The 20,285-nt window shown below is 56.0% G+C and carries 17 protein-coding genes; 9 read left to right on the forward strand and 8 right to left on the reverse strand.

Annotation, left to right across the window (positions count from 1 at the left end):
- Positions 1 to 14: 14 nt before the first annotated feature.
- Genes gpmI through ACR0AD_RS11730 form a run of 3 tightly spaced genes read left to right on the forward strand, consistent with a single transcriptional unit; the run spans position 15 to position 4,006 of the window.
- Positions 15 to 1,532, forward strand: coding sequence for a 2,3-bisphosphoglycerate-independent phosphoglycerate mutase (gpmI, locus tag ACR0AD_RS11720; RefSeq protein ID WP_480483693.1), 1,518 nt, complete (start codon positions 15 to 17; stop codon positions 1,530 to 1,532).
- Positions 1,529 to 2,659, forward strand: a complete 1,131-nt coding sequence (locus ACR0AD_RS11725; protein WP_480483694.1) for a murein hydrolase activator EnvC family protein — start codon at positions 1,529 to 1,531, stop codon at positions 2,657 to 2,659. The genes gpmI and ACR0AD_RS11725 overlap by 4 nt, the downstream gene beginning before the upstream one ends.
- Positions 2,660 to 2,665: 6 nt before the next feature.
- Positions 2,666 to 4,006: a S41 family peptidase gene (locus tag ACR0AD_RS11730; RefSeq protein ID WP_209507125.1), complete on the forward strand. Its 1,341-nt coding sequence runs from the start codon at positions 2,666 to 2,668 to the stop codon at positions 4,004 to 4,006.
- Between the two features lie 137 nt (positions 4,007 to 4,143).
- Here ACR0AD_RS11730 and ACR0AD_RS11735 read toward each other — a convergent pair whose 3' ends face one another.
- Both ACR0AD_RS11735 and ACR0AD_RS11740 read right to left on the reverse strand, forming a co-directional pair.
- Positions 4,144 to 4,503, reverse strand: a complete 360-nt coding sequence (locus ACR0AD_RS11735; protein WP_480487460.1) for a hypothetical protein — start codon at positions 4,501 to 4,503, stop codon at positions 4,144 to 4,146.
- 11 nt (positions 4,504 to 4,514) lie between these two features.
- Positions 4,515 to 5,276, reverse strand: a complete 762-nt coding sequence (locus ACR0AD_RS11740; RefSeq protein WP_480483696.1) for a DUF6478 family protein — start codon at positions 5,274 to 5,276, stop codon at positions 4,515 to 4,517.
- Between the two features lie 250 nt (positions 5,277 to 5,526).
- On the opposite strand from ACR0AD_RS11740, the gene ACR0AD_RS11745 reads away from it, so the two are divergent.
- From ACR0AD_RS11745 to ACR0AD_RS11760, 4 genes are all read left to right on the forward strand, one after another.
- The gene (locus ACR0AD_RS11745; RefSeq protein ID WP_480483697.1) at positions 5,527 to 8,634 is read left to right on the forward strand and encodes an ABC transporter transmembrane domain-containing protein; all 3,108 of its coding nucleotides are present in this window, start codon (positions 5,527 to 5,529) and stop codon (positions 8,632 to 8,634) included.
- 88 nt (positions 8,635 to 8,722) lie between these two features.
- Positions 8,723 to 9,511, forward strand: a complete 789-nt coding sequence (locus ACR0AD_RS11750) for a CPBP family intramembrane glutamic endopeptidase (RefSeq protein ID WP_480487514.1) — start codon at positions 8,723 to 8,725, stop codon at positions 9,509 to 9,511.
- 60 nt (positions 9,512 to 9,571) lie between these two features.
- The gene (accD, locus tag ACR0AD_RS11755; RefSeq protein WP_480487462.1) at positions 9,572 to 10,504 is read left to right on the forward strand and encodes an acetyl-CoA carboxylase, carboxyltransferase subunit beta; all 933 of its coding nucleotides are present in this window, start codon (positions 9,572 to 9,574) and stop codon (positions 10,502 to 10,504) included.
- Complete coding sequence (locus ACR0AD_RS11760; RefSeq protein ID WP_480487463.1) at positions 10,501 to 11,775, forward strand: bifunctional folylpolyglutamate synthase/dihydrofolate synthase; 1,275 nt, start codon at positions 10,501 to 10,503, stop codon at positions 11,773 to 11,775. Before accD ends, ACR0AD_RS11760 begins: the two co-directional genes overlap by 4 nt.
- A 60-nt stretch (positions 11,776 to 11,835) precedes the next feature.
- Here ACR0AD_RS11760 and zapE read toward each other — a convergent pair whose 3' ends face one another.
- The gene (gene zapE / locus ACR0AD_RS11765) at positions 11,836 to 12,894 is read right to left on the reverse strand and encodes a cell division protein ZapE (RefSeq protein WP_480487465.1); all 1,059 of its coding nucleotides are present in this window, start codon (positions 12,892 to 12,894) and stop codon (positions 11,836 to 11,838) included.
- 149 nt (positions 12,895 to 13,043) lie between these two features.
- On the opposite strand from zapE, the gene ACR0AD_RS11770 reads away from it, so the two are divergent.
- The gene (locus ACR0AD_RS11770) at positions 13,044 to 14,279 is read left to right on the forward strand and encodes an MFS transporter (RefSeq protein WP_480487467.1); all 1,236 of its coding nucleotides are present in this window, start codon (positions 13,044 to 13,046) and stop codon (positions 14,277 to 14,279) included.
- A gap of 62 nt (positions 14,280 to 14,341) precedes the next feature.
- Here the strand turns inward: ACR0AD_RS11770 and mtnA are convergent, their stop codons facing one another.
- The 5 genes from mtnA to ACR0AD_RS11795 all read right to left on the reverse strand — a co-directional run bounded on the left by mtnA (position 14,342) and on the right by ACR0AD_RS11795 (position 19,337).
- On the reverse strand, positions 14,342 to 15,436 hold the full coding sequence (gene mtnA, locus ACR0AD_RS11775) for an S-methyl-5-thioribose-1-phosphate isomerase (RefSeq protein ID WP_480483702.1): 1,095 nt from the start codon (positions 15,434 to 15,436) through the stop codon (positions 14,342 to 14,344).
- Positions 15,437 to 15,558: 122 nt separating this feature from the next.
- A complete protein-coding gene (locus ACR0AD_RS11780; protein WP_480483703.1) occupies positions 15,559 to 16,014 on the reverse strand; it encodes a YaiI/YqxD family protein in 456 nt (151 codons plus the stop codon).
- Positions 16,011 to 17,468: a Si-specific NAD(P)(+) transhydrogenase gene (gene sthA, locus ACR0AD_RS11785; RefSeq protein ID WP_480483704.1), complete on the reverse strand. Its 1,458-nt coding sequence runs from the start codon at positions 17,466 to 17,468 to the stop codon at positions 16,011 to 16,013. Before sthA ends, ACR0AD_RS11780 begins: the two co-directional genes overlap by 4 nt.
- A 3-nt stretch (positions 17,469 to 17,471) precedes the next feature.
- Entirely contained in the window at positions 17,472 to 18,305 is an 834-nt protein-coding gene (gene fghA / locus ACR0AD_RS11790) for an S-formylglutathione hydrolase (RefSeq protein WP_480483705.1), read from the reverse strand.
- A gap of 102 nt (positions 18,306 to 18,407) precedes the next feature.
- Positions 18,408 to 19,337, reverse strand: a complete 930-nt coding sequence (locus ACR0AD_RS11795) for an AEC family transporter (protein ID WP_480487469.1) — start codon at positions 19,335 to 19,337, stop codon at positions 18,408 to 18,410.
- A 145-nt stretch (positions 19,338 to 19,482) separates the two neighbouring features.
- On the opposite strand from ACR0AD_RS11795, the gene ACR0AD_RS11800 reads away from it, so the two are divergent.
- Positions 19,483 to 20,100 carry a TetR/AcrR family transcriptional regulator gene (locus ACR0AD_RS11800; RefSeq protein ID WP_480483707.1) on the forward strand — a complete coding sequence of 206 codons (618 nt, stop codon included), beginning with the start codon at positions 19,483 to 19,485 and terminating at the stop codon, positions 20,098 to 20,100.
- Positions 20,101 to 20,285 lie beyond the last annotated feature (185 nt).

Below are 20,285 nucleotides of genomic sequence, written 5' to 3' on the forward strand. Positions count from 1 at the left end.
AATGGAGTACATCAATGGCCACCCCCAAACCTGTAGTCCTGTGCATTCTTGATGGTTGGGGCCTGTCCGAGGACACAAAAGCCAACGCACCCTATCTGGCAAACACGCCGACGTTTGACGCGATCATGTCTGAGTGCCCGCATTCAACCCTGATCACCCACGGCCCCGATGTGGGTCTGCCTAGCGGGCAGATGGGCAACTCAGAGGTCGGGCACACCAATATCGGTGCAGGGCGTGTGGTCGCCATGGATCTGGGCCAGATCGACCTTTCCATTGAAGACGGGACATTCTTTGAAAACGAAGCTCTGCAAGCTTTCATCGCCAGTGTTAAGTCCGTTGGCGGTACTGCGCATCTGATGGGGTTGATCTCGGATGGAGGCGTGCATGGTCATCTGAACCATATCCTTGCCGCAGCCACTGCCATAACGGATGCCGGTGTCCCGGTTGCACTGCACGCAGTGACGGACGGGCGTGATGTCGCGCCAAGGTCAGCTCTGACTTACATCGCTGAGCTGGAAGAACGCCTGCCCGAAAACGTACGCATCGTCACCGTGAGCGGGCGGTACTTTGCCATGGATCGCGACAATCGCTGGGAGCGTGTCAGTGAAGCATATGGTGCAATGGTCAACGGGCAGGGCCGAACAGCCAGCAGCGCCCATGGCGCGGTTGATCACGCCTATAACCAGTCCGAATCTGACGAGTTTGTCACACCAACCGTATTGACGGGATATGACGGTATTCACGATGGCGACGGTTTCTTTTGCCTGAACTTCCGCGCTGACCGTGCACGTGAAATCCTGCGCGCCATCGGAGAGCCCGGATTTTCCGAGTTCGCGACAGGACCGCGCCCGAAGCTTTCAGCACTGCTGGGCATGGTCGAGTACTCTGACGGGCATAATGCTTACATGACCACGGTTTTTCCAAAGCGCGCGCTTGTAAATACGTTGGGCGAGTGGGTCGCCAAGCAAGGGCTCCGTCAGTTTCGACTGGCGGAAACCGAGAAGTACCCGCATGTTACGTTCTTTTTGAATGGCGGTAAGGAGACGCCCGAACGAGGTGAGGACCGCTTTATGCCGAGCTCGCCGAAAGTGGCAACCTACGATCTACAGCCCGAAATGTCATCCGCAGAGGTTACGGCGAAGTTTATCGAAGCCATCGAAGGCGGGTATGACCTGATTGTTACAAATTATGCCAACCCCGATATGGTTGGTCATACAGGTGATCTGAATGCCGCAATCAAAGCATGTGAAGCCGTCGATCATGGGTTGGCTCAAGTCATTACGGCTCTTGAAAAGGTCAAGGGGGCGATGATTATCACGGCCGATCACGGCAATTGCGAAGTCATGGTTGATCCTGTGACCGGTGGTCCGCATACGGCCCATACGCTTAATCCTGTTCCCATAGCGCTGGTTGGCGGGCCAGAAGGTGCTGTATTGCGCCAAGGACGTTTGTCCGATCTCGCCCCGACCCTGCTTGAACTGATGGGTTTGCCTAAACCCATGGAAATGACCGGGGAAAGCCTGCTGTCATGAAACCGGCTGCTCTGGCAGTGTGTCTGTTTTTGGCCTTGCCGGCGCTGGCCCAGCCAGACGCTTCCAAGGCTGCTTTGGATGCAGCGCAGATGCTCGAACAGGCGTCCATCGCGTTATCCGAAGCCGAAAGTGCCCGGGACCGGGTCAATGCTCTTACGGAGACGATCCATGCCTATGAGGCCGGGTTGGGTGCGATGCGGGTGGGATTGCGCCAAGCGGCTACGCGCGAGGCGCAACTGAGTGCCGACTTGCGGACGCGCGAAAAGGAAATCCGGCGATTGCTCGGTGTTCTGCAAACCATTGAAACGACTGAACCACCCGTTTTGATGTTACATCCCGCCGGCCCGTTGGGGGCTGCCCGCGCGGGTATTATGTTGTCCGAGGTCACCCCCGGCCTGAACGCCAGCGCGCAGGAACTGGCGCAGGACCTAAATGAAGTGCAGACATTGCGTGTCTTGCAGCAAAAGGCCTCGGAAACTTTGACAGAGGGTCTGACGGGCGTTCAGGCGGCCCGCACCCGTCTGAGCGAGGCAATCGCCGACCGCACGGATTTGCCCCGCCGTTTCGTGGAAGACCCGGTACGTACGGCCATTCTGATCTCGTCGACCGAAACACTGGATGGTTTTGCAAGTGGTCTGTCCGAGATCTCGGAGGGAGAGATCCTCGACAGCAATGCCAGCGTCTTGGACAGGAAAGGCCGGATATCAATGCCGGTACAGGGCATCTTGCTGCACAAGGCGGGTGAAACGGACGCCGCTGGTGTCACGCGCCCCGGCCTGATCGTGGGGACACGCCCGCGCGCCTTGGTCACATCGCCAACCGCTGCGACAATTCGCTATCGCGGGCCGCTGCTGGACCTGGGGAACCTGATAATACTTGAACCTCAATCGGGACTTTTGTTCGTATTTTCCGGTTTGCAGGAGGTCTATGGCCGGACCGGTCAGGTGATCCCAGAGGGCACACCAGTTGGTCTGATGCCCGGTGAAATGCCGGAAATCGGCGCAATTTTGTCAACAAGCAGTGATGGCACTGGAACTGACCGCTCAGAAACGCTCTATATAGAGGTAAGAGAAGACAATCGCCCCGTGGACCCGGAATCGTGGTTTCGGACCGACAAGGATGGATAAACGCGTATGAAGAAATTTGTGGTGGCCGGTCTGGCTGGAACTGTGGCAGGAATTCTTGCAACAACTCAGATCGCAGGACCCCTGCTGGCGCAGGAGGCCGAGAACAAGGCAAGCGTCTATGAACAGCTGGATTTGTTCGGCGACATTTTCGAACGTATTCGCGCCCAGTATGTCGAAGAGGTTGAGCCCGAAGAACTGATCGAGGCGGCCATTGACGGCATGTTGACATCGCTTGATCCGCATTCGAGTTATCTTTCTCCTGACGACGCCGAACAGATGCGCGTGCAGACCCGGGGTGAGTTTGGTGGGTTGGGTATCGAAGTCACGCAGGAAGAAGGCTTTGTCAAAGTCGTCTCACCTATTGACGATACCCCCGCCGACGCAGCCGGAATCGAAGCCGGGGATTTCATTACCCATGTGGACGGCGAAAGTATTCTGGGCCTGACGCTGGACAAAGCGGTTGACCTGATGCGCGGCCCGGTCGGATCCGAAATTATCATCACCGTCGTACGCGAGGGTGAGCCTGATCCCTTCGATGTCACTATTATCCGTGATACAATCAAGTTGACCGCTGTGCGCGCACGGACCGAAGGCACCAGTGTCGTGCTGCGTGTAACCACGTTCAACGACCAGACCTTCCCGAACCTGCAGGAAGGATTGCAGGAACAGATTGCCGAAGCGGGTGGCATCGACAAGGTGAACGGTTTTGTTCTGGACCTGCGCAACAACCCAGGCGGCCTGTTGACTCAGGCGATCAAAGTCTCGGATGCGTTCCTGAACGAAGGCGAAATTGTTTCCACGCGCGGCCGCGACCCGAATGAGGGTGAGCGGTTCAACGCCACCCCCGGGGATCTGGCTGAAGGCAAGCCAATTGTGGTGCTGATCAATGGCGGCTCGGCCTCGGCATCCGAGATTGTGGCCGGTGCATTGCAGGATCATCGCCGCGCTATCGTTGTGGGCACCAAGAGCTTTGGCAAAGGATCCGTGCAGACGGTCATGCCGCTGCGCGGCGACGGCGCTATGCGCCTGACCACATCGCGCTATTACACGCCATCAGGACGATCAATCCAGGCTCTTGGCGTCAGCCCGGACATCATTGTTGAACAGCCTCGCCCTGCACCTGCAGAAGAAGAGGAAGAGAGCAACGGGCGTACCCGGTCCGAAGCTGACTTGCGCGGCAGTCTGAACAATGACAGCCTGAGCGAGGATGAAATCCGCCAGATCGAGGAAGATCGTGCAAGGGCCGAAGCAACCGCTGAGCTGAGGAAAGAGGATTATCAACTGGCATATGCCATAGACATCCTCAAAGGCTTGTCAGCGTTCACCCCGCACGGGCCGTCCCAATAACCAAACCAATGGGTCGCGTACCACGCGGCCCTTTTCTTTCTGTCTCGCGAGATTTCATTTCATCATCCAGCAGCGCAATCCGAAGGCGTCGCGCAGAGAGCGCATAACCGAATGGATGATCCGATTTCGCAAGCGTTTCAGCCGTCTCCGCGGCTTACCCGTCGGAAAGCGCGTTTCAGCATATCCAACTCCGCGCGCAAAAGGTCCACTTCCGCCCTGAGATCATCGGCGGCGGGCTCTCCTGCTATTATGGAGAAACTCCCAAGTTTATCGACACTGCCTGCGTCGACTATGACGAAGCTGTGCACGCCTTCGGACAGGGCTGTGACGGGTACCGGAACATACAGATTCCATCCGTTGTCTGTAGGTGAAAGCTCAACACCCTCCAGAGCTTTGCCCAGATATCGAACCTCCAACTCTGGTTGCCGTTCGGCCTCAACATGGCCGTGCCAAATACCGTTTTCGAACCGAATGAAAGTCAGGGATGGTTGTGTCATCTTTGATCGTCTCACAAGTCCGCGCGATGGAAGCGGCAAAACGTAAGGTCTCGCACACTCATACGGTTCATCTGCGGTTTCTCAAAAATAAGATCCAGCCAGATCTTTTCGATCCGACGTTCATTCAGAGGCAGGTGAGCCAGGTCGAAATCAACTGCGTTCACGGTGTCAGAAGGGTCTAGCTGCCGCAAAACCTGCTCCATGTTGGGCCCGTGCTGAACATTGAGACGTGCAAACACGCCAGACGGTTTCTCGCAGTCAATCAGGGTTTCCAACCGGATCAGATGCTCGCGTGTCAGGTCGCGGGCAACCTCACGCGGCAAATCGATAGATACCGACAGGAACGACCCCTCGAAGCCAAAAACCTCGACCTCCAGACTGAACGGGGCCAGATCACTTGCCCCCCGGTTGCGGATTTGCCGCACAGCGATTTCGGTCAATGGGCAGTCGTGAAATAAGCTGACCTGATCGTCCATTACCGTTTTACGGGGAACAGAGGCCATGCCGGATTGCAACAACGGCGCGCGCCACAGGTCGGGTCGCCAGCTCCAGTCGGTGCCGACAGGCCGGTGAAACTGAGTTGATCCTATTTTCGGGCGGAGCAAGCGCGCATCCGCCAGTTGGATCAGGCGATCCAGTTGTCCACGCAGACTGCGCGCCTGATCGCGTTTCACCCGCAACTCGGCCTGCGCCGAATCTGGCGCCTGCCGCACGGCCCGGCGCCAGCGGCCGAGCGTCCGGCGATGAATATAGCGATCCAGAATCTTGCGCATGGTCTCTTCGTCCGACAATGTCCTTCTTTAGTCAAAGAAATGAGTAGGAATAAACCCGCAATCACAAAAACACTACTTGAGCGCTACGTTTTCCGGTTGGTGGCTAAGCGTAAAAAAGATAGGTGCCGGATTTGGAGCCTGACCCCGTCAATTCTTGCAATACGTCGGGTCAATGCTTACCGTCTGTTTCCTAAAAATGGGTTACCCCTGAACAGCCAAACATCAGTTCAGCTATCGATAAGGCCAGGCTATGGAGCCCACATTATTTTCTTTTATTTGGAAGCATTCAAAAAAACAGCAACTTGTCCTGCTGCTGTTAACGGTCCTGTCTTTCCCGTTTCTATATGCGTCGCTGGAGCTGCCTAAGCAAATCATCAACGATGCCATCGGTGCGCCAGGCGATACGGTGACAATCTTGGGCATCACAGTGTCTCAGGTTCAGTATCTGATGATATTATGCTTTGCATTTCTGGCTACTGTGGTTGCCAGTGGGTTGATGAAGATGCGCATCAATACGATGAAAGGCATCTTGTCCGAACGCATGCTGCGCCGTCTGCGCTATACCCTGATTCAACGCACGATGCGGTTCCCAAAGTCCTATTTCGCGACCACCAGCCAAGGAGAGCTGGTCTCGATGATCACATCCGAGGCCGAGCCGATGGGCGGCCTTATGGGGGATGCGGTCGCGCAACCGGTGTTTCAGTTTGGCCAGATGATGACAATCGTCACCTTTCTGTTCATGCAAAGCATCTGGTTCGGTCTGGCAAGCGTCGCGCTGATTCCGCTCCAAGCCTGGTTAATTCCGAAGCTGCAACGCCAGATCAACTTGCTGAACAAGGATCGTATTCAGGAGGTTCGGCGTCTGAGCTCGGAAATCGGGGAAAGCGCGGCGGGCATCAGTGACCTGCGCACGAATGGCGGCTGGCGCTATCGTCTGGCCCAGTTCAGTCACAGGCTGGGGACCTTGTTCGAGATCCGGTTCAAGATCTACAACAAGAAATTCTTTATGAAGTTCCTGAACAATTTGATCACTCAGATGACGCCATTCCTGTTTTATTCGGTGGGCGGATACCTGGCGATCACGGGCGAGGTGACAGTAGGTGCACTGGTTGCCGCGTTGGGCGCGTACAAAGACCTAAGCGGGCCCTGGAAAGACCTTCTGACCTACTACAACCAGGTACAGGACATGTCCCTGCGGTGGGAGGTGGTCACCGAAAGATTTGCCCCGGACAACATGATCCCCGAAGAGCTGTTCATCGGAGAGCCGGAAACCATCCCACATCTGACCGGTGATATCGAATTGCGCAATGTGACCGTTCGCGATGGCGACGGCAAAACCATTCTGGAAGACATTGATCTGACCATCCCGCAGGGCGCGCGTGTGGCAATTCAATCCACCCATGCGTCGGAACGTAGTGCGTTGGGCCAGTTGCTGACCCGCGAGGTGCTACCTGTTCAGGGGGATGTGGTCATAGCTGGCCACAAGCTGGACGAATTGCACCAATCAGTTATCGCGGCCCGGATCGGGTATGCCTATTCACGCCCCTATCTGTTTGATGGGACTTTGGGCGATAACCTCATGATGCCGTTGCGCACACATCCGCAGCACGAGGCAGATGCCATAAGAACCCCGTCCCGTCGTCAGATCGAGTCTGTTCGGGCGGGTAACCCACCGGATTCGCTGGAAGATGAGTGGATCGATCCGGGGCTTGCCGGTCTGGACGATATTGATGGAATACGTGACTGGTGGTTCCAGCTGGTGGAAGCTATGGGGATAGACGAGTTCATGTTCCGGCGCACTCTGCGCTCCCAGTTTGATCCAGAAATACACCCTGTACTGGCACAGGAAATAGTCAGGCTGAGAGAAACCATTGCAGAACGGCTGAAAGAAAAAGGATTGGATCGGTATGTCTATAGGTTCGATCCAAACCAGTTTAACCCGGCCGTCCCGCTTGGGGGCAACCTGTTGTTCGCGGCACCGTCGCGAGACATATCTCCAGACATTCTGGCCGGAGACGCGCGGTTCGTGCAATTGCTCAGCACCCATGATCTGGCAGATGACGCGATCAGCATATCGAATGCTGTCATGGATACTCTTGGCAAGACATTTGGGCGGGACGGGGCCGACCATCCTCTGTTTCTGCGGCTTGGCATGTCAAAGGACATGTATCATCGGCTGCTCGACATCCAGGACCGGCGCAAAGCCAAAGGGAATGCCGCGCTGAGCGATCAGGAGCGCGCCTTGCTATTGACAGTGCCTTTCCTTCTGACCGCAGAACAGATCGGCCCGGATTTCCCAGAGGAATACAAGGAAAAAATCCTAGCTATCCGCAAGACCCAGGCTGAACGGTTGCGTGGTGCCATGGACGGTTTGTTCATGTCTGTGGCGCCTGACATCTATGTGCCGCGCTTGACCGTGATGGAGAACGCGATCTATGGCCGGATATCGTTGATGGCGGGTGCCCATGCCGAAGATATCGAAGACATCGTTGCAGAGGCCATGAACGAAGCCGGTCTGCGCCGTCGGGCAGCGGCCATTATTTATGACCTTCCGTCCGGGCTGGGCGGCAACAACCTTCCAACTGTGTTTCAGGAGCGTGCCGCTTTTTCGCGCGCAGGCATCAAACGCCCCGACATCCTGATCCTGGACAAAGCCCTAGCCAGCCACGACTCGGAAAGCCGGTTGCGCACGCGCCTGAAACTGCGGGAACTGCTGCCCGATTCCATCATGATATTCATGGAGGATCATTTTGCACATCCCGAAGCCTATGACTTGTTTGTGGAAATCAAGGATGGACGGATCGACGGCGTCTCGCGAAGCAGACCAGCGCATGAGGACAGCACGTCGGACGATCTGAGCCGGAAACTCGAGATCCTGTCAGCAACGCAGTTGTTTTCAGGCCTGGATGGCAGAAACCAGAGGCTGCTGGCGTTTTCGGCGCAATGGTACGAAGCCAGCGCCGGGCAAGTCATCTTTTCCCGCGGTCAGGCGCCGGATGCGGCCTATTTGTGCATTTCAGGACAGGCCAAACTGGATTGGTCCAACGAGGATGAAACGAAACGTACAATCTCGATCATAGAACCCGGTCGGCTTATCGGAGACCTGTCTATTATTACAGGGGAACTTAGGCAGCTGGATCTGGTCGCGACGGAAGATAGCAGCTTTTTGCGTATTGGCGCGGAAGAGCTGCGTGCCGTTGTTGAAAGCGATTCTTCGGTCGCTATGCAGTTGCTACAGACGGTTGCAGGGTATCTGACGACGCTTTCGAACAGAATCAGCGTGGCCCAGAACGCCGAAGACATGTTTCCACCCGTGACAGATGAAACGGTGCAGGAAGGTATTGGTAAGGATGCCTAGTGCGTATTCAGCTCATGCGCGTTTGATCGAAACAGCCCGCGCCAAACCCGAACTCTGGCGTCTATTGCTGGGGCTGGCATTGATCGCCGTGTTGGTCAGCGTTTTGAACCTGGTGTTTTTTACCGTGGTCGCGGGGTTGGGCTCAGCGAAGTGGGCTCAGGAACTTTTGCAAGGCAGCACACCTTTGGCGCTGCTTTTGTTGCTGGCCAGTTTCGGGTTTATCATTCTTGGCGTGGCAGTGGCCGCACGTCAGCTGCAGCACCGATCCTTAGGATCAATTTTCGGCCAGCGGGGTCTGGTTGCGGCCCAATTTCTGAAAGTGCTGAAAGCCCTACTCATCTTGGGCGCTGTCGGTGTCTTGCTACCGCCCTACGGTTTGGGGGGATCTCTGTCAAAGAATCTGCCATTTTTAACATGGCTCTTGTTGCTTCCGGTCTCGGTATTGGTCGTCCTGATTCAGACCAGCGCCGAAGAAGTTCTGTTTCGAGGGTACATTCAGCAAGCCCTTGCCGCCAGGTTTCAGTCGCCGGTCATTTGGATGGGGATACCGTCTGTTTTGTTTGCCGCTGGCCATTACACACCGGAGATGGCAGGAGAGAATGCAATTCTGTTTGTGCTGTGGGCATTTGTTTTTGGGATGCTTGCATCCGATCTCACAGCGCGATCAGGCACATTGGGGCCAGCTATCGCCTTGCATTTCTTCAATAACATCATCGCATTATTGTTCATTTCTTTGCCAGATAACTTGAGTGGGCTGGCGCTTTTCTCGCTTCCCTTCGATGCATCTGACGCCGAACAGCTTCGTCCCTGGCTGTTGGTGGATTTGGCTGTGATGTTCGTATGCTGGCTGGCAGCGCGGCTTGCGCTCAGGCGTTGATTGCAATTCTTCCCGTGGCGTCTTATTTGACGTCAACACCGCACAAGCCAAGGTTCCGACATGAACTGGATCACAAACTACGTCCGCCCCCGGATCAACTCGATCTTCTCTCGCCGCGAAGTGCCCGAAAACCTCTGGCAGAAATGTGACGAGTGCGGAACGATGCTGTTTCATCGTGAACTTGCGGAAAACCAGAACGTCTGTACCCAATGTGACCATCACATGGCGATTACCCCACGCGAGCGATTCAATCACCTGTTCGACGGCGGTATTTTCACTGAGGTTGCAGTGCCAGCACCCAAAGACGATCCCTTGCATTTCCGCGACCAGAAGAAATATCCCGAGCGTATGCGAGCGGCGCAGAAAAAGACCGGCGAAAAAGAGGCGATGCTGGTTGCCAAAGGCGAAATCGGGCGCACGCCTATCGTTGCAGCAGCGCAAGACTTCTCCTTCATGGGCGGATCAATGGGCATGTATGTGGGCAACGCAATCATCGCGGCCGCTCAAGAAGCGGTTAAGCTAAAGCGCCCACTGATCCTGTTCTCGGCAGCTGGTGGTGCGCGGATGCAGGAAGGCATTCTCAGCCTGATGCAAATGCCGCGCACAACTGTAGCCGTCGAAATGCTGAAAGAAGCGAATTTGCCCTATATCGTTGTGCTGACCCATCCCACCACCGGTGGTGTGACGGCGTCATATGCGATGTTGGGCGATGTCCACATCTCGGAACCGAACGCGTTGATCTGCTTTGCCGGTCCCCGAGTTATCGAGCAGACGATTCGCGAAAAGCTGCCCGACGGCTTCCAGCGCGCCGAGTACCTGCTGGATCACGGGATGCTGGACCGTGTCACCAAACGCACCGAGATGCGTGACGAACTGATCACCATCACCCGGATGCTGATGAACCAACCACCGGCGATCAAAGGTGATCTGCCAGCACCGGCACCGGATGAAACGGCCAAGGTCGCTCAGGCCGAAGAGACCGAGAAAAAATGAACACCAAGACATCTGACGCCATCCTCGACCGGATGATGGCGCTGCACCCCAAGATCATTGATTTGACCTTGGATCGCGTCTGGCGATTGCTGGCCGCTTTGGACAATCCGCAGCTCAAGCTGCCTCCGGTTATCCATATTGCCGGAACCAACGGTAAAGGCTCGACCCAGGCCATGATCCGGGCGGGCTTGGAAGGGGCAGGGCGTTCCGTTCATGCCTACACTTCGCCCCATCTGGCGCGATTTCACGAACGTATCCGGTTGGCGGGCGAACTGATTTCGGAACCCGGCCTGACCGCGGTTCTGGATGAGTGCTACGCGGCGAATGGCGGCGAAAACATCACGTATTTCGAGATCACAACCTGCGCTGCCTTGCTGGCCTTCTCTCGCTGCAAAGCGGATTACACTCTGCTCGAGGTCGGTTTGGGCGGACGGCTGGATGCAACAAATGTGATTGATGAACCGGCGGTGACAGTCATTACGCCTGTTTCAATCGATCATGAACAGTATCTGGGCGACACCCTGGGAAAGATTGCCGCCGAAAAGGCGGGCATTATCAAACCCGGTGTGCCATGCATCGTCGGCCCGCAGGAAGACGAGGCACTGGAGGTGATCGAGTACACAGCCGCCCGGTTGGGCGCACCGCTACTTGTACATGGCCAGCATTGGCACGTTCATGAAGAAAACGGGCGCTTGATCTATCAGGACGAAACCGGGTTGCGTGATCTGCCGCTCCCCAACCTGCTGGGTGCACATCAGTTCCAGAATGCCGGTGCTGCCTTGGCGGTTCTGCGTCATCTTTCAATGGGTGACACTGCCTACGAGGCTGCCGTGTCCAATGCCAATTGGCCCGCGCGTATGCAACGTCTCAAAACCGGCCCGCTGACCGAGCAAGCCCCCCAGGTCGAACTGTGGCTGGATGGAGGGCATAACGCGGCCGCAGGCATCGCGCTTGCCGATGTGCTGGCAAAGATGCCGCAACGCCCTACGCACATAATCTGCGGTATGCTCAACACGAAAGACGTGACTGGGTACCTCGCGCCACTGTCAAGACAGGTTGCAAGCCTGACCGCCGTCTCCATACCGGGCGAGGCGGCCACGCTCAGCGCCGAAGAAACCGCCGCCGCTGCCACCAAAGTTGGCCTGCCTTCTTCAGTCGCTGCAAGTGTTTCGGAAGCGTTGAAGACAATCACGGACAAAGACCCACAGGCGCGTGTCCTGATCTGCGGCTCCCTTTATCTTGCCGGAAACATCCTGCGCGAAAACGGTTAAGCTTCATCTTTTCGCAAATACTCCGGGGGAGGCGCGCGCAGCGCGACGGGGGCAGAGCCCCTACTTCCCCCAGTTCTGGTCCTGCATTTCCCGCAGGCGCGATGCAGTACGCTCAAACTCAAAGGTGCCTTCTCCTTCGACATACAACATCTCGGGTTCCGCCGCAGCCGAGCAGATCAACCGAACTTTTGCCTCGTAGAGCGCATCTATCAGGATGACAAAGCGCTTGGCTTCATTGAAGTTATTTCTCGACAAACGGGGGATATCCTCAAGCACCAACACTTTAATTGCTTCTGCAATAGCCAGATAGTCCGCCGGTCCCAGCATCCGGCCACACAGGTCATAAAACGAAGCCCGTGCAACCCCGTTGCGAAATGCGGGCAGTTCGACGGCGCGTCCTTTGACCTGCAATATCAACGGATCGGCAGGTCCGCCTGCAAGATTTTTCCAGACATCCCGTAATTTCTGCCGCGCTTCTGGTCCGATGGGTGCAAAATAGACCGGAGCCCCCTCTAATCTGTTCTGACGGTAATCCGTGGGCGATACCAGTTCCCATACCTGCAACTGGTCTTTGATATGGGCAATAAAAGGCAGGAACAATTGCCGGTTCAACCCATCCTTATACAGCGCGTCCGGATGCCTGTTCGACGTGGTCACGACAACAACGCCACCTTCATGCAGCAGGTCAAACAAACGGCCGACGATCATCGCATCCGTAATGTCAGTGATCTGCATCTCGTCGAAGGCCAGCAGGCGGACGGATTTCACCACCTCCTTTGCCACGGGTGCCAGAGCATCTTCGACGTTCTCTTTCCGGGCCTTGTGCATTCCGGCATGGATTTCCTGCATGAAGGCATGAAAGTGAACGCGCCGTGCGGGGACTTCACCCAGCGTGTCGACGAACATGTCCATCAGCATCGATTTTCCACGTCCGACGCCACCCCACAGGTATAGGCCTTTAGGCGGAGGCGGAGCCTTGCGGAAAAACCCTCGTTTAACCGGCTCGGCCAGTGCCGCACGGATGCGCTCAAACTGGGGCAACACGGCTTCTTGAGCGTCGTCACGCGTCAGAGTTCCATCCTCGACGCGGGCTTCGTAGTGCGAAATCAGATCCGTCATGACCCAGAGCCTTACCCATGACCCAGCCCGTTGAAAAGAAGCCTTTTCCCTGACGTATCAAATTTGATTATCCGTGACCGCAAATCTGTTGAATTGACGCAACCCGTAAATCCAGTACGGTCCGTCGGACCAAGCTACCCGAGGTCTCTATGCCGCAATCCACCCGCATGTTGAACCCGATCCTGATCGTTGGATGCATCATCATCACAGTCAGCTTTGCCGTGCGCGCGTCTTTCGGCGTGTTTCAGATTCCGATCGCCAGTGAATTTGGCTGGCTGCGCACGGATTTCTCATTGGCGATTGCAATCCAGAATCTGGCTTGGGGCATCGGTCAACCGATCTTTGCAGCTATCGCTGAGAAAGTAGGAGACCGAAAGGCCATTATCCTCGGCGCCTTGACCTATGCTGCTGGTCTGGTTCTGTCGGCTTGGTCCGTCACACCGCTCGAGCATCAGGTTTATGCGTGGCTGGTTGGGTTTGGCATTGCTGGCACCGGGTTCGGTGTGGTTTTGGCTGTGGTCGGTCGCGCGTCCTCTGATAAAAACCGGTCCATGTCGCTGGCCATCGTTACTGCTGCGGGCAGTTTCGGGCAGGTTCTGGGCGCGCCGACGGCTGAGTGGTTGCTGTCATTCTTGCCCTGGCAACAAGTCTTCGTCGTGTTTGCCGCTGCCATTCTTGCGCTTGTATTGACCTTGCCTTTCATGCGGGCGCCTCAACCAGCTTCAAAGGCAGAGTTGCAAGAAAGCATGGGAGAAATTCTGGGGAAGGCGTTCCGAGATCCTTCTTATGCTTTGATATTTATTGGGTTTTTCAGCTGCGGTTACCAGCTTGGATTTATCACCGCTCATTTTCCGGCATTCGTAACCGAAATGTGCGGCCCGATCGAACCCGGCAGCGTGCTGTATTCCATCGGCATCACATCCACGTCCGCACTTGGCGCGGTATCGATTTCACTGATTGGTTTGGCCAATATCGCCGGGACTCTATTGGCGGGTTGGGCAGGTAATCAATTCCCTAAGAAATACCTGCTGGCCTCGGTCTATGCCGGTCGGACACTTGCTGCGGCATTGTTCATCGTTTTCCCGATAACGCCGCTGTCCGTCATTACATTCTCGCTGGTGATGGGATCGCTTTGGTTGGCCACCGTTCCGCTCACGTCGGGTCTTGTCGCGCACCTCTATGGTTTGCGTTACATGGGAACACTCTATGGCATAATCTTCTTCAGCCATCAGGTTGGCAGCTTCCTGGGCGTCTGGCTGGGGGGGCGTATGTATGACCAGTATGGTGACTATGCCCTGGTCTGGTGGATCGGTGTGGCAATAGGGGCCTTCAGCGCCATCGTTCATCTACCTATCCGAGAGAACCGTCTGGCAGTCCCCGCCTGACGTGACGTTTCGCGCTCGACCTACGTGCGCGTGCCAGCGGTAACGCCGTGTGGGGTGTTAATCTAGCCGACTCGATCCGGAAACAATCCTGCAAGGCCTTCGGCCGAGGCGGCACAGACGCCGCGTTCGGTGATAAGCCCCGTCACCAGCCGGTTGGGTGTGACATCAAAGGCAGGATTGCCACCTTTCGTCCCGTTCGGGGTGACGCGAACATCGGCAATATCCCCCTGTCCATCCACGCCCATGACATGGGTCACTTCTTTTTTATCGCGTTCTTCGATTGGGATTTCCGACACTCCATCCCGAACCGTCCAGTCAATCGTGGGCGAGGGCAGGGCGACATAAAACGGAACCCCGTTGTCCCGCGCCGCCAAGGCCTTCAGGTAGGTGCCGATTTTATTGCAGACGTCGCCTTGTGCCGTGGTCCGGTCTGTACCGGTGATGACGGCGTCAACCAAACCATGTTGCATCAGGTGACCGCCTGCATTGTCCACGATGTAACGATGGGGAATGCCGTGTTCGCCAAGTTCCCAGGATGTCAGCGCCCCCTGATTTCGTGGTCGGGTCTCATCCACCCAGACATGAAGCGGAATGCCCGCGTCATGCGCGTGATACATCGGGCTTGTCGCCGTTCCCCAATCCACCGTTGCCAGCCAACCGGCATTGCAATGCGTCAATAGCCGCACCGGTTCACCTGCGGGCTTTCGGGCTGCAATTTCTTTGATCAGTTGCAGCCCATGGCGACCTATCGAGGCATTGATCTCAACATCTTCGTCTGCAACCTCCTGTGCGAGTGCCCAGGCCCGTTCAGCACGATCACTTGGGGCAAGTGGCATCAGCGAGTCGCGGCATCTGTCCAAGGCCCATCGCAGGTTTATTGCCGTTGGGCGGGTCGCGTGCAATACGTCATACGCGGCGTCGAACGAAGCGTTAGAGCTGTCACGGGACATCTGTTCGGCAATTCCAAACGCGGCTGTTGCACCAATCAGTGGCGCACCCCTGACCCACATGTCGCGGATCGCTGTCGCAAATTCATCCAGCGTTTTCAGGGCAACCACCCGAAAGTCATGGGGCAGCCAACGCTGGTCGATAATCCGAACCTCACCTGCCGATTTGTCCCACCAAATCGACCGGTAATGAGCACCCTGTACTTTCATAATTCGGTCTCCGTTTGCGAATAGCCTGATCAGAAGTCTTTCGCAGCCTGCGTTCTTTCGGCGGGCTTGTAAACGGGCGTTTCTGGTTACCGTCTGGCATTTTAGCTTGCCGGTGACTGCACTTACCCTCGGGTCGCTGCGCGAAGTTCCCGCTCTAACGCATCCAGAAACCTCGAACGATCTGCTTTGCTGAACGGTCGGCCGCCGCCTCCGGCCCCCAATGGATTGGCGGCCCGCAGGTCAGCCATCAAATCACGTATCGCCAATTGCTGGCCAATGTTGGCTGCCGTAAAGGCCTCGCCGTTGGGGCGCAAAACTCGGGCACCCGCTTCGACGCATTTTGCGGCCAGAGGGATATCGGAGGTCACAACTACATCCCCTGCGCCGCAGCGTTCTGCAATCCATTTGTCCGCTTCATCAGCACCTTCCGAAACCACGATGACCTGTACAAGCGGGTTTGCTGACGGTCGAAGACCGCCATTCGACACCAGTGCCATAGGCACCTTGTGTCGTGTTGCAACCCGTTCGGCCTCGGCCTTTACAGGGCAGGCATCGCCATCGACATACAGCGTTGTCACGCCTTTTTGGCCTCTTTTTTCTCTGGTTGAGCAGGTTTCTTCCGCACCTTGAATTCGTCCGGGATCGGCATCCGGTTGAAAGCATCCAGCCCGGCGATCTTGTAAGCCTCGGCCAGAGTTGGATAGTTGAACGTGTTTTGAACGAAGTAATCGACAGTGCCCTTCAGGTTCAGCACCGCCTGAGCGATGTGGATCAGTTCGGTCGCACCTTCGCCCACAATCTGCACGCCCAAGACACGGCGGGTTTTAAGCGAAAACAGCATCTTCAGCATACCGTGTTCCAGACCCATGATATGCCCGCGCGAGGTTTCGCGGAATCGGGCCACGCCAACCTCATAGGGAATGCCACGCTCCTGAAGTTCTTCCTCGGACATGCCGCAGGTGGAAATTTCGGGAACCGAGTAGATGCCATAGGGGTACCACGGGCTTTCCGGCAGTGTAGGTGTCTCGAGCGCATGGCAGGCAGCCACACGCCCTTGCTGTAATGAAGTCGAGGCCAGCGAAGGGTGACCGATCACATCCCCGGTCGCATAGATATGCGGAACCGCGGTCTGATATGTCTTGCGGTCTACCTTGATCCGATTGCGGTGATCGGTTTCCAGTCCAACTGAATCCAGATTGAGTTTCGATGTTGCGCCCATGCGCCCGGCTGCAAACAGCAGCATTTCCGCCCGCACGTGGCGCCCGTTTTCAAGGGTCACTTCCACATGCTCGCCCGCATCTTCAATCTTTTCGACAGCCGATCCCAACCTCAGATCAACACCGTTTTCGCGGATCTGATGGGTGAAATCATGAATCAAGCGGCTATCGATGAAGTCCAGAAACGTATCCCGCGGCTCGATCAGCGTCACCCGAACGTCCAGTGCCGAGAACATCGTGGCGTATTCGACCCCAATGACCCCGGCACCGATAACAACCAGTGAACGCGGGATTTCCGCCATTTCCAGAAACTCGTCGCCATCGACCACGGTCTTGCCGTTAAACGGAACATAATCGGGGCGGTAGGTCTTGGTTCCTGTCGCAATCAAAAACTTGGCGGCCGTTACACGTGTGGTCTCTCCGGCATCGGTGGCGACTTCCACTTCATGTGGCCCGACGAACTTGGCTAAACCGTCCAGAGTATCGACGTGGTTCCGGTTGAACTGATGTTCCAACACATCGACCTCGTGATCGAGGGTCATGTGCAGGCGGGCTTTCAGATCTTCGGCGCGGATCTGGTCCTTGACCCGATAGGAACGGCCATAAAAGCTGCGCTCGCGCCAGCCCGACAGGTTCAGAACCGTTTCGCGCAATGTCTTGGATGGGATAGTTCCGGTGTGAACGGACACCCCACCAAAACGGTCTTTTCGGTCAATCACCAGAACCCGTCGCTTGAGCTTGCCAGCCTGAATGGCCGCAGAACGCCCCGAAGGCCCGGACCCGATGATGACCAGATCATAGTCGTATTTGCTCATATCTCAGTCTCCGTACAGCGCTTCGGCGTGGAAAACGATGTGATCTTCCATGAAGGTAGATACGAAGAAATACGAATGGTCATACCCCGGCTGGAGGCGGAAGGTTGCTTGCTGGCGACGCTCAGCGATGGCTTGGGCAAGCGCTTCTGGGCGCAGCAGGTCCATGAACTGATCATTGGTGCCCGTATCGATCAGGATGGGGCCGTCGAAACCGGTTTCTTTCATCAACAGGGAAGCATCGTGTTTGGCCCAAAGGGATTCATCATCCCCCAGATACGCGCCCAGCTGTTTGCGCCCCCAGTCAGCGCCCGTCGGGTTCGCGATGGGTGCGAAGGCCGAAACCGAGCGGTACCGTCCTGGAAGGTTCATGGCCAACGTCAATGCACCATGCCCGCCCATGGAATGACCCGTAATGGCCTGACGTTCGCTATCGATGGCAAAGCTTTCGAACAGCAGGGTAGGCAATTCGTCGGCAATGTAGTCCCACATCCGGAAATGCGGTGCCCAGGGCTCCTGCGTGGCGTTCACGTAGAACCCAGCGCCCTGACCCAAATCGTAGTCGTCATGATCCGCAACACTTTTACCGCGTGGCGAAGTGTCGGGAAATACCACTGCAATGCCTTGTTCCGCAGCCCAAGCTTGTGCGCCGGCTTTTGTCATCGCGTTTTCATGGGTGCAGGTCAGACCAGACAGATACCACAAGATCGGAACCGGGCCATCTTTCGCCTCGGCCGGAAGAAAAAGGCCAAACGTCATGTCGCATTGGCATGTCGACGAAGCATGGCGATACACGCCTTGCACTCCGCCGAAACAGGCATTTTCCGAAAGGGTTTCCATTAGGCATCGTCCTTATTCTAGAGTCGCAACATGGCTAACGATCCACGGACCCGGCGTAAAGTCCGAGTGCCTTTGGAGTGAGTATTTTTGAAAGGGTGAAGGTCAGGGGGTACCTAGAGCCGCAATAACAAGTGGTATGGTGACAATGCTGACGAGCGTCGACAGTAAAATAGCAGCCGAGGCGCGCTGTGGGGCAATGCCGTAATGCGCGGCCAGCATATAGACATTTCCTGCTACGGGCAGAGCTGCTGCTGCAATTGCAACGCTTGCCGGGAATGTTTCGATCGGGATCAGCCAGATCAGGGCGATTGCTACGAAAAGCGGGTGGAGCACTAGTTTGCAGAAACTCAACCAGGCTGCGATCTGAAATCTTTCCGCGGATTTGCCAGCAAGGGACGCACCGATTGCAAAAAGCGCTCCGGGGGTTGCGGCACCACCGAGGATGGTCAGAAAGTTGTTCAGCGGATCGGGAACCGGGATTTGCAGGGATGACCAGACGAGCCCGGCAGAGATCGAGACAATCATCGGGTTCTTGAGCAGACCCATTCCAATCAGTTTGAAAGTGGCTGGCGTCAGCCTTCCGTCACGCCCACCGTTGATCAGGATCACGATCAGAGACGAGAATACAACCAGATCTACGGTCAGAACCAGCATGACCGGGCCAATAGCTGCTTCGGTGAACAGCAGCGCGAGCATTGGCAGGCCAAGAAAGCCAACGTTTCCAATGGCAGCGCATTGTGCTTCAACCGCCGAAGTTGGCACATCAAGGCCGCGAATCCACGCTACGCAAGTGGCTACGCCATAAACAGCGGCGGTGCCTATGAGGTAACCGAAGATCAGTCTTGCGTTGAAAATCTCTGCAAAGGGCAGGGTCGCCGCAAATCGAAAAAGCATTGCCGACAGTGCGAAGAAGAATACGAACTTGGTCAGATATGCGGTTGCTTCGGCCGTAAAGAACCGTGTGCGCCCAGCCCAAAAGCCAAGGCCGATGATCGCAAAAAAGGGAAGTGTACGCAAAAAGATATCGGCCATGGGCCAAGTCCTAGCACGGTTTAGAACCGTCGCAAGAGTTCAACGCCCCAAATTGGGCGAGGTCAGAGTTAAGGGGAATACGAGAATCCTTGTATCTGAACCGAACGGTTTATAAACTGTGACAGGTATTGATCGAGGAGATGACATGACCCAGACCGCCACCATCCTGCGCACAGGCCGAAAGTTTGATCAGGTTTTGCGCGGGGCCCGAGAGGTTTTCATGGCGGACGGATTCGAGGGCGCAAGCGTGGATGACATTGCCCGCGCGGCTGGAGTGTCAAAAGCAACCTTGTACAGCTATTTTCCGGACAAGCGCCTTTTGTTCATGGAAGTTGCACAAACGGAATGCTGTCTTATGGCCGAACGGGTCGTTGCGATGATCGACGAGACCAAACCAGCACGAGAAGTTTTGATGATCGCGGCCACACAGTTGACGGCGTTTCTGGTTTCAGATTTCGCGCAGCAGGTTTTCCGCATTTGTGTTGCCGAACGAGACCGGTTTCCGGAACTTGGCCGCGCATTTTACGAAGCGGGGCCGCAAAACGGCCAGCGTCAAATGGCAGAATACCTTGAAAAAGCCGTGGCTAAAGGTGAGTTAGCAGTTGAAAATGTCCAAATAGCGGCTGAGCAGTTTTCCGAGCTTTGCAAAGTACGGATCTGGACCCGGGCTGCATTTGGAATTCAGAATTCATTCAGCAAAGAAGAAATCGCTGAAGTAGCGACACAAGCCGTGGACATGTTTCTTGCCCGGTATGGGGTCTGATCCAAGAAAGAAATGGCCCATATCCGGATCAGGGACACAGGCCATTGCTCACACACCAGAACACTCGATGCAGTTCAGCTTACTGCGATAAGTCTTTTCAAACTCTTTATTTGTCGAACTATTGGTGTGGCTTGGGACCCAGCATTGGCCGGAAAGAAAAGCAGGTCAGCGTTCAAACTTGTTGC

The organism is Ruegeria sp. BH8 (assembly GCF_056538065.1).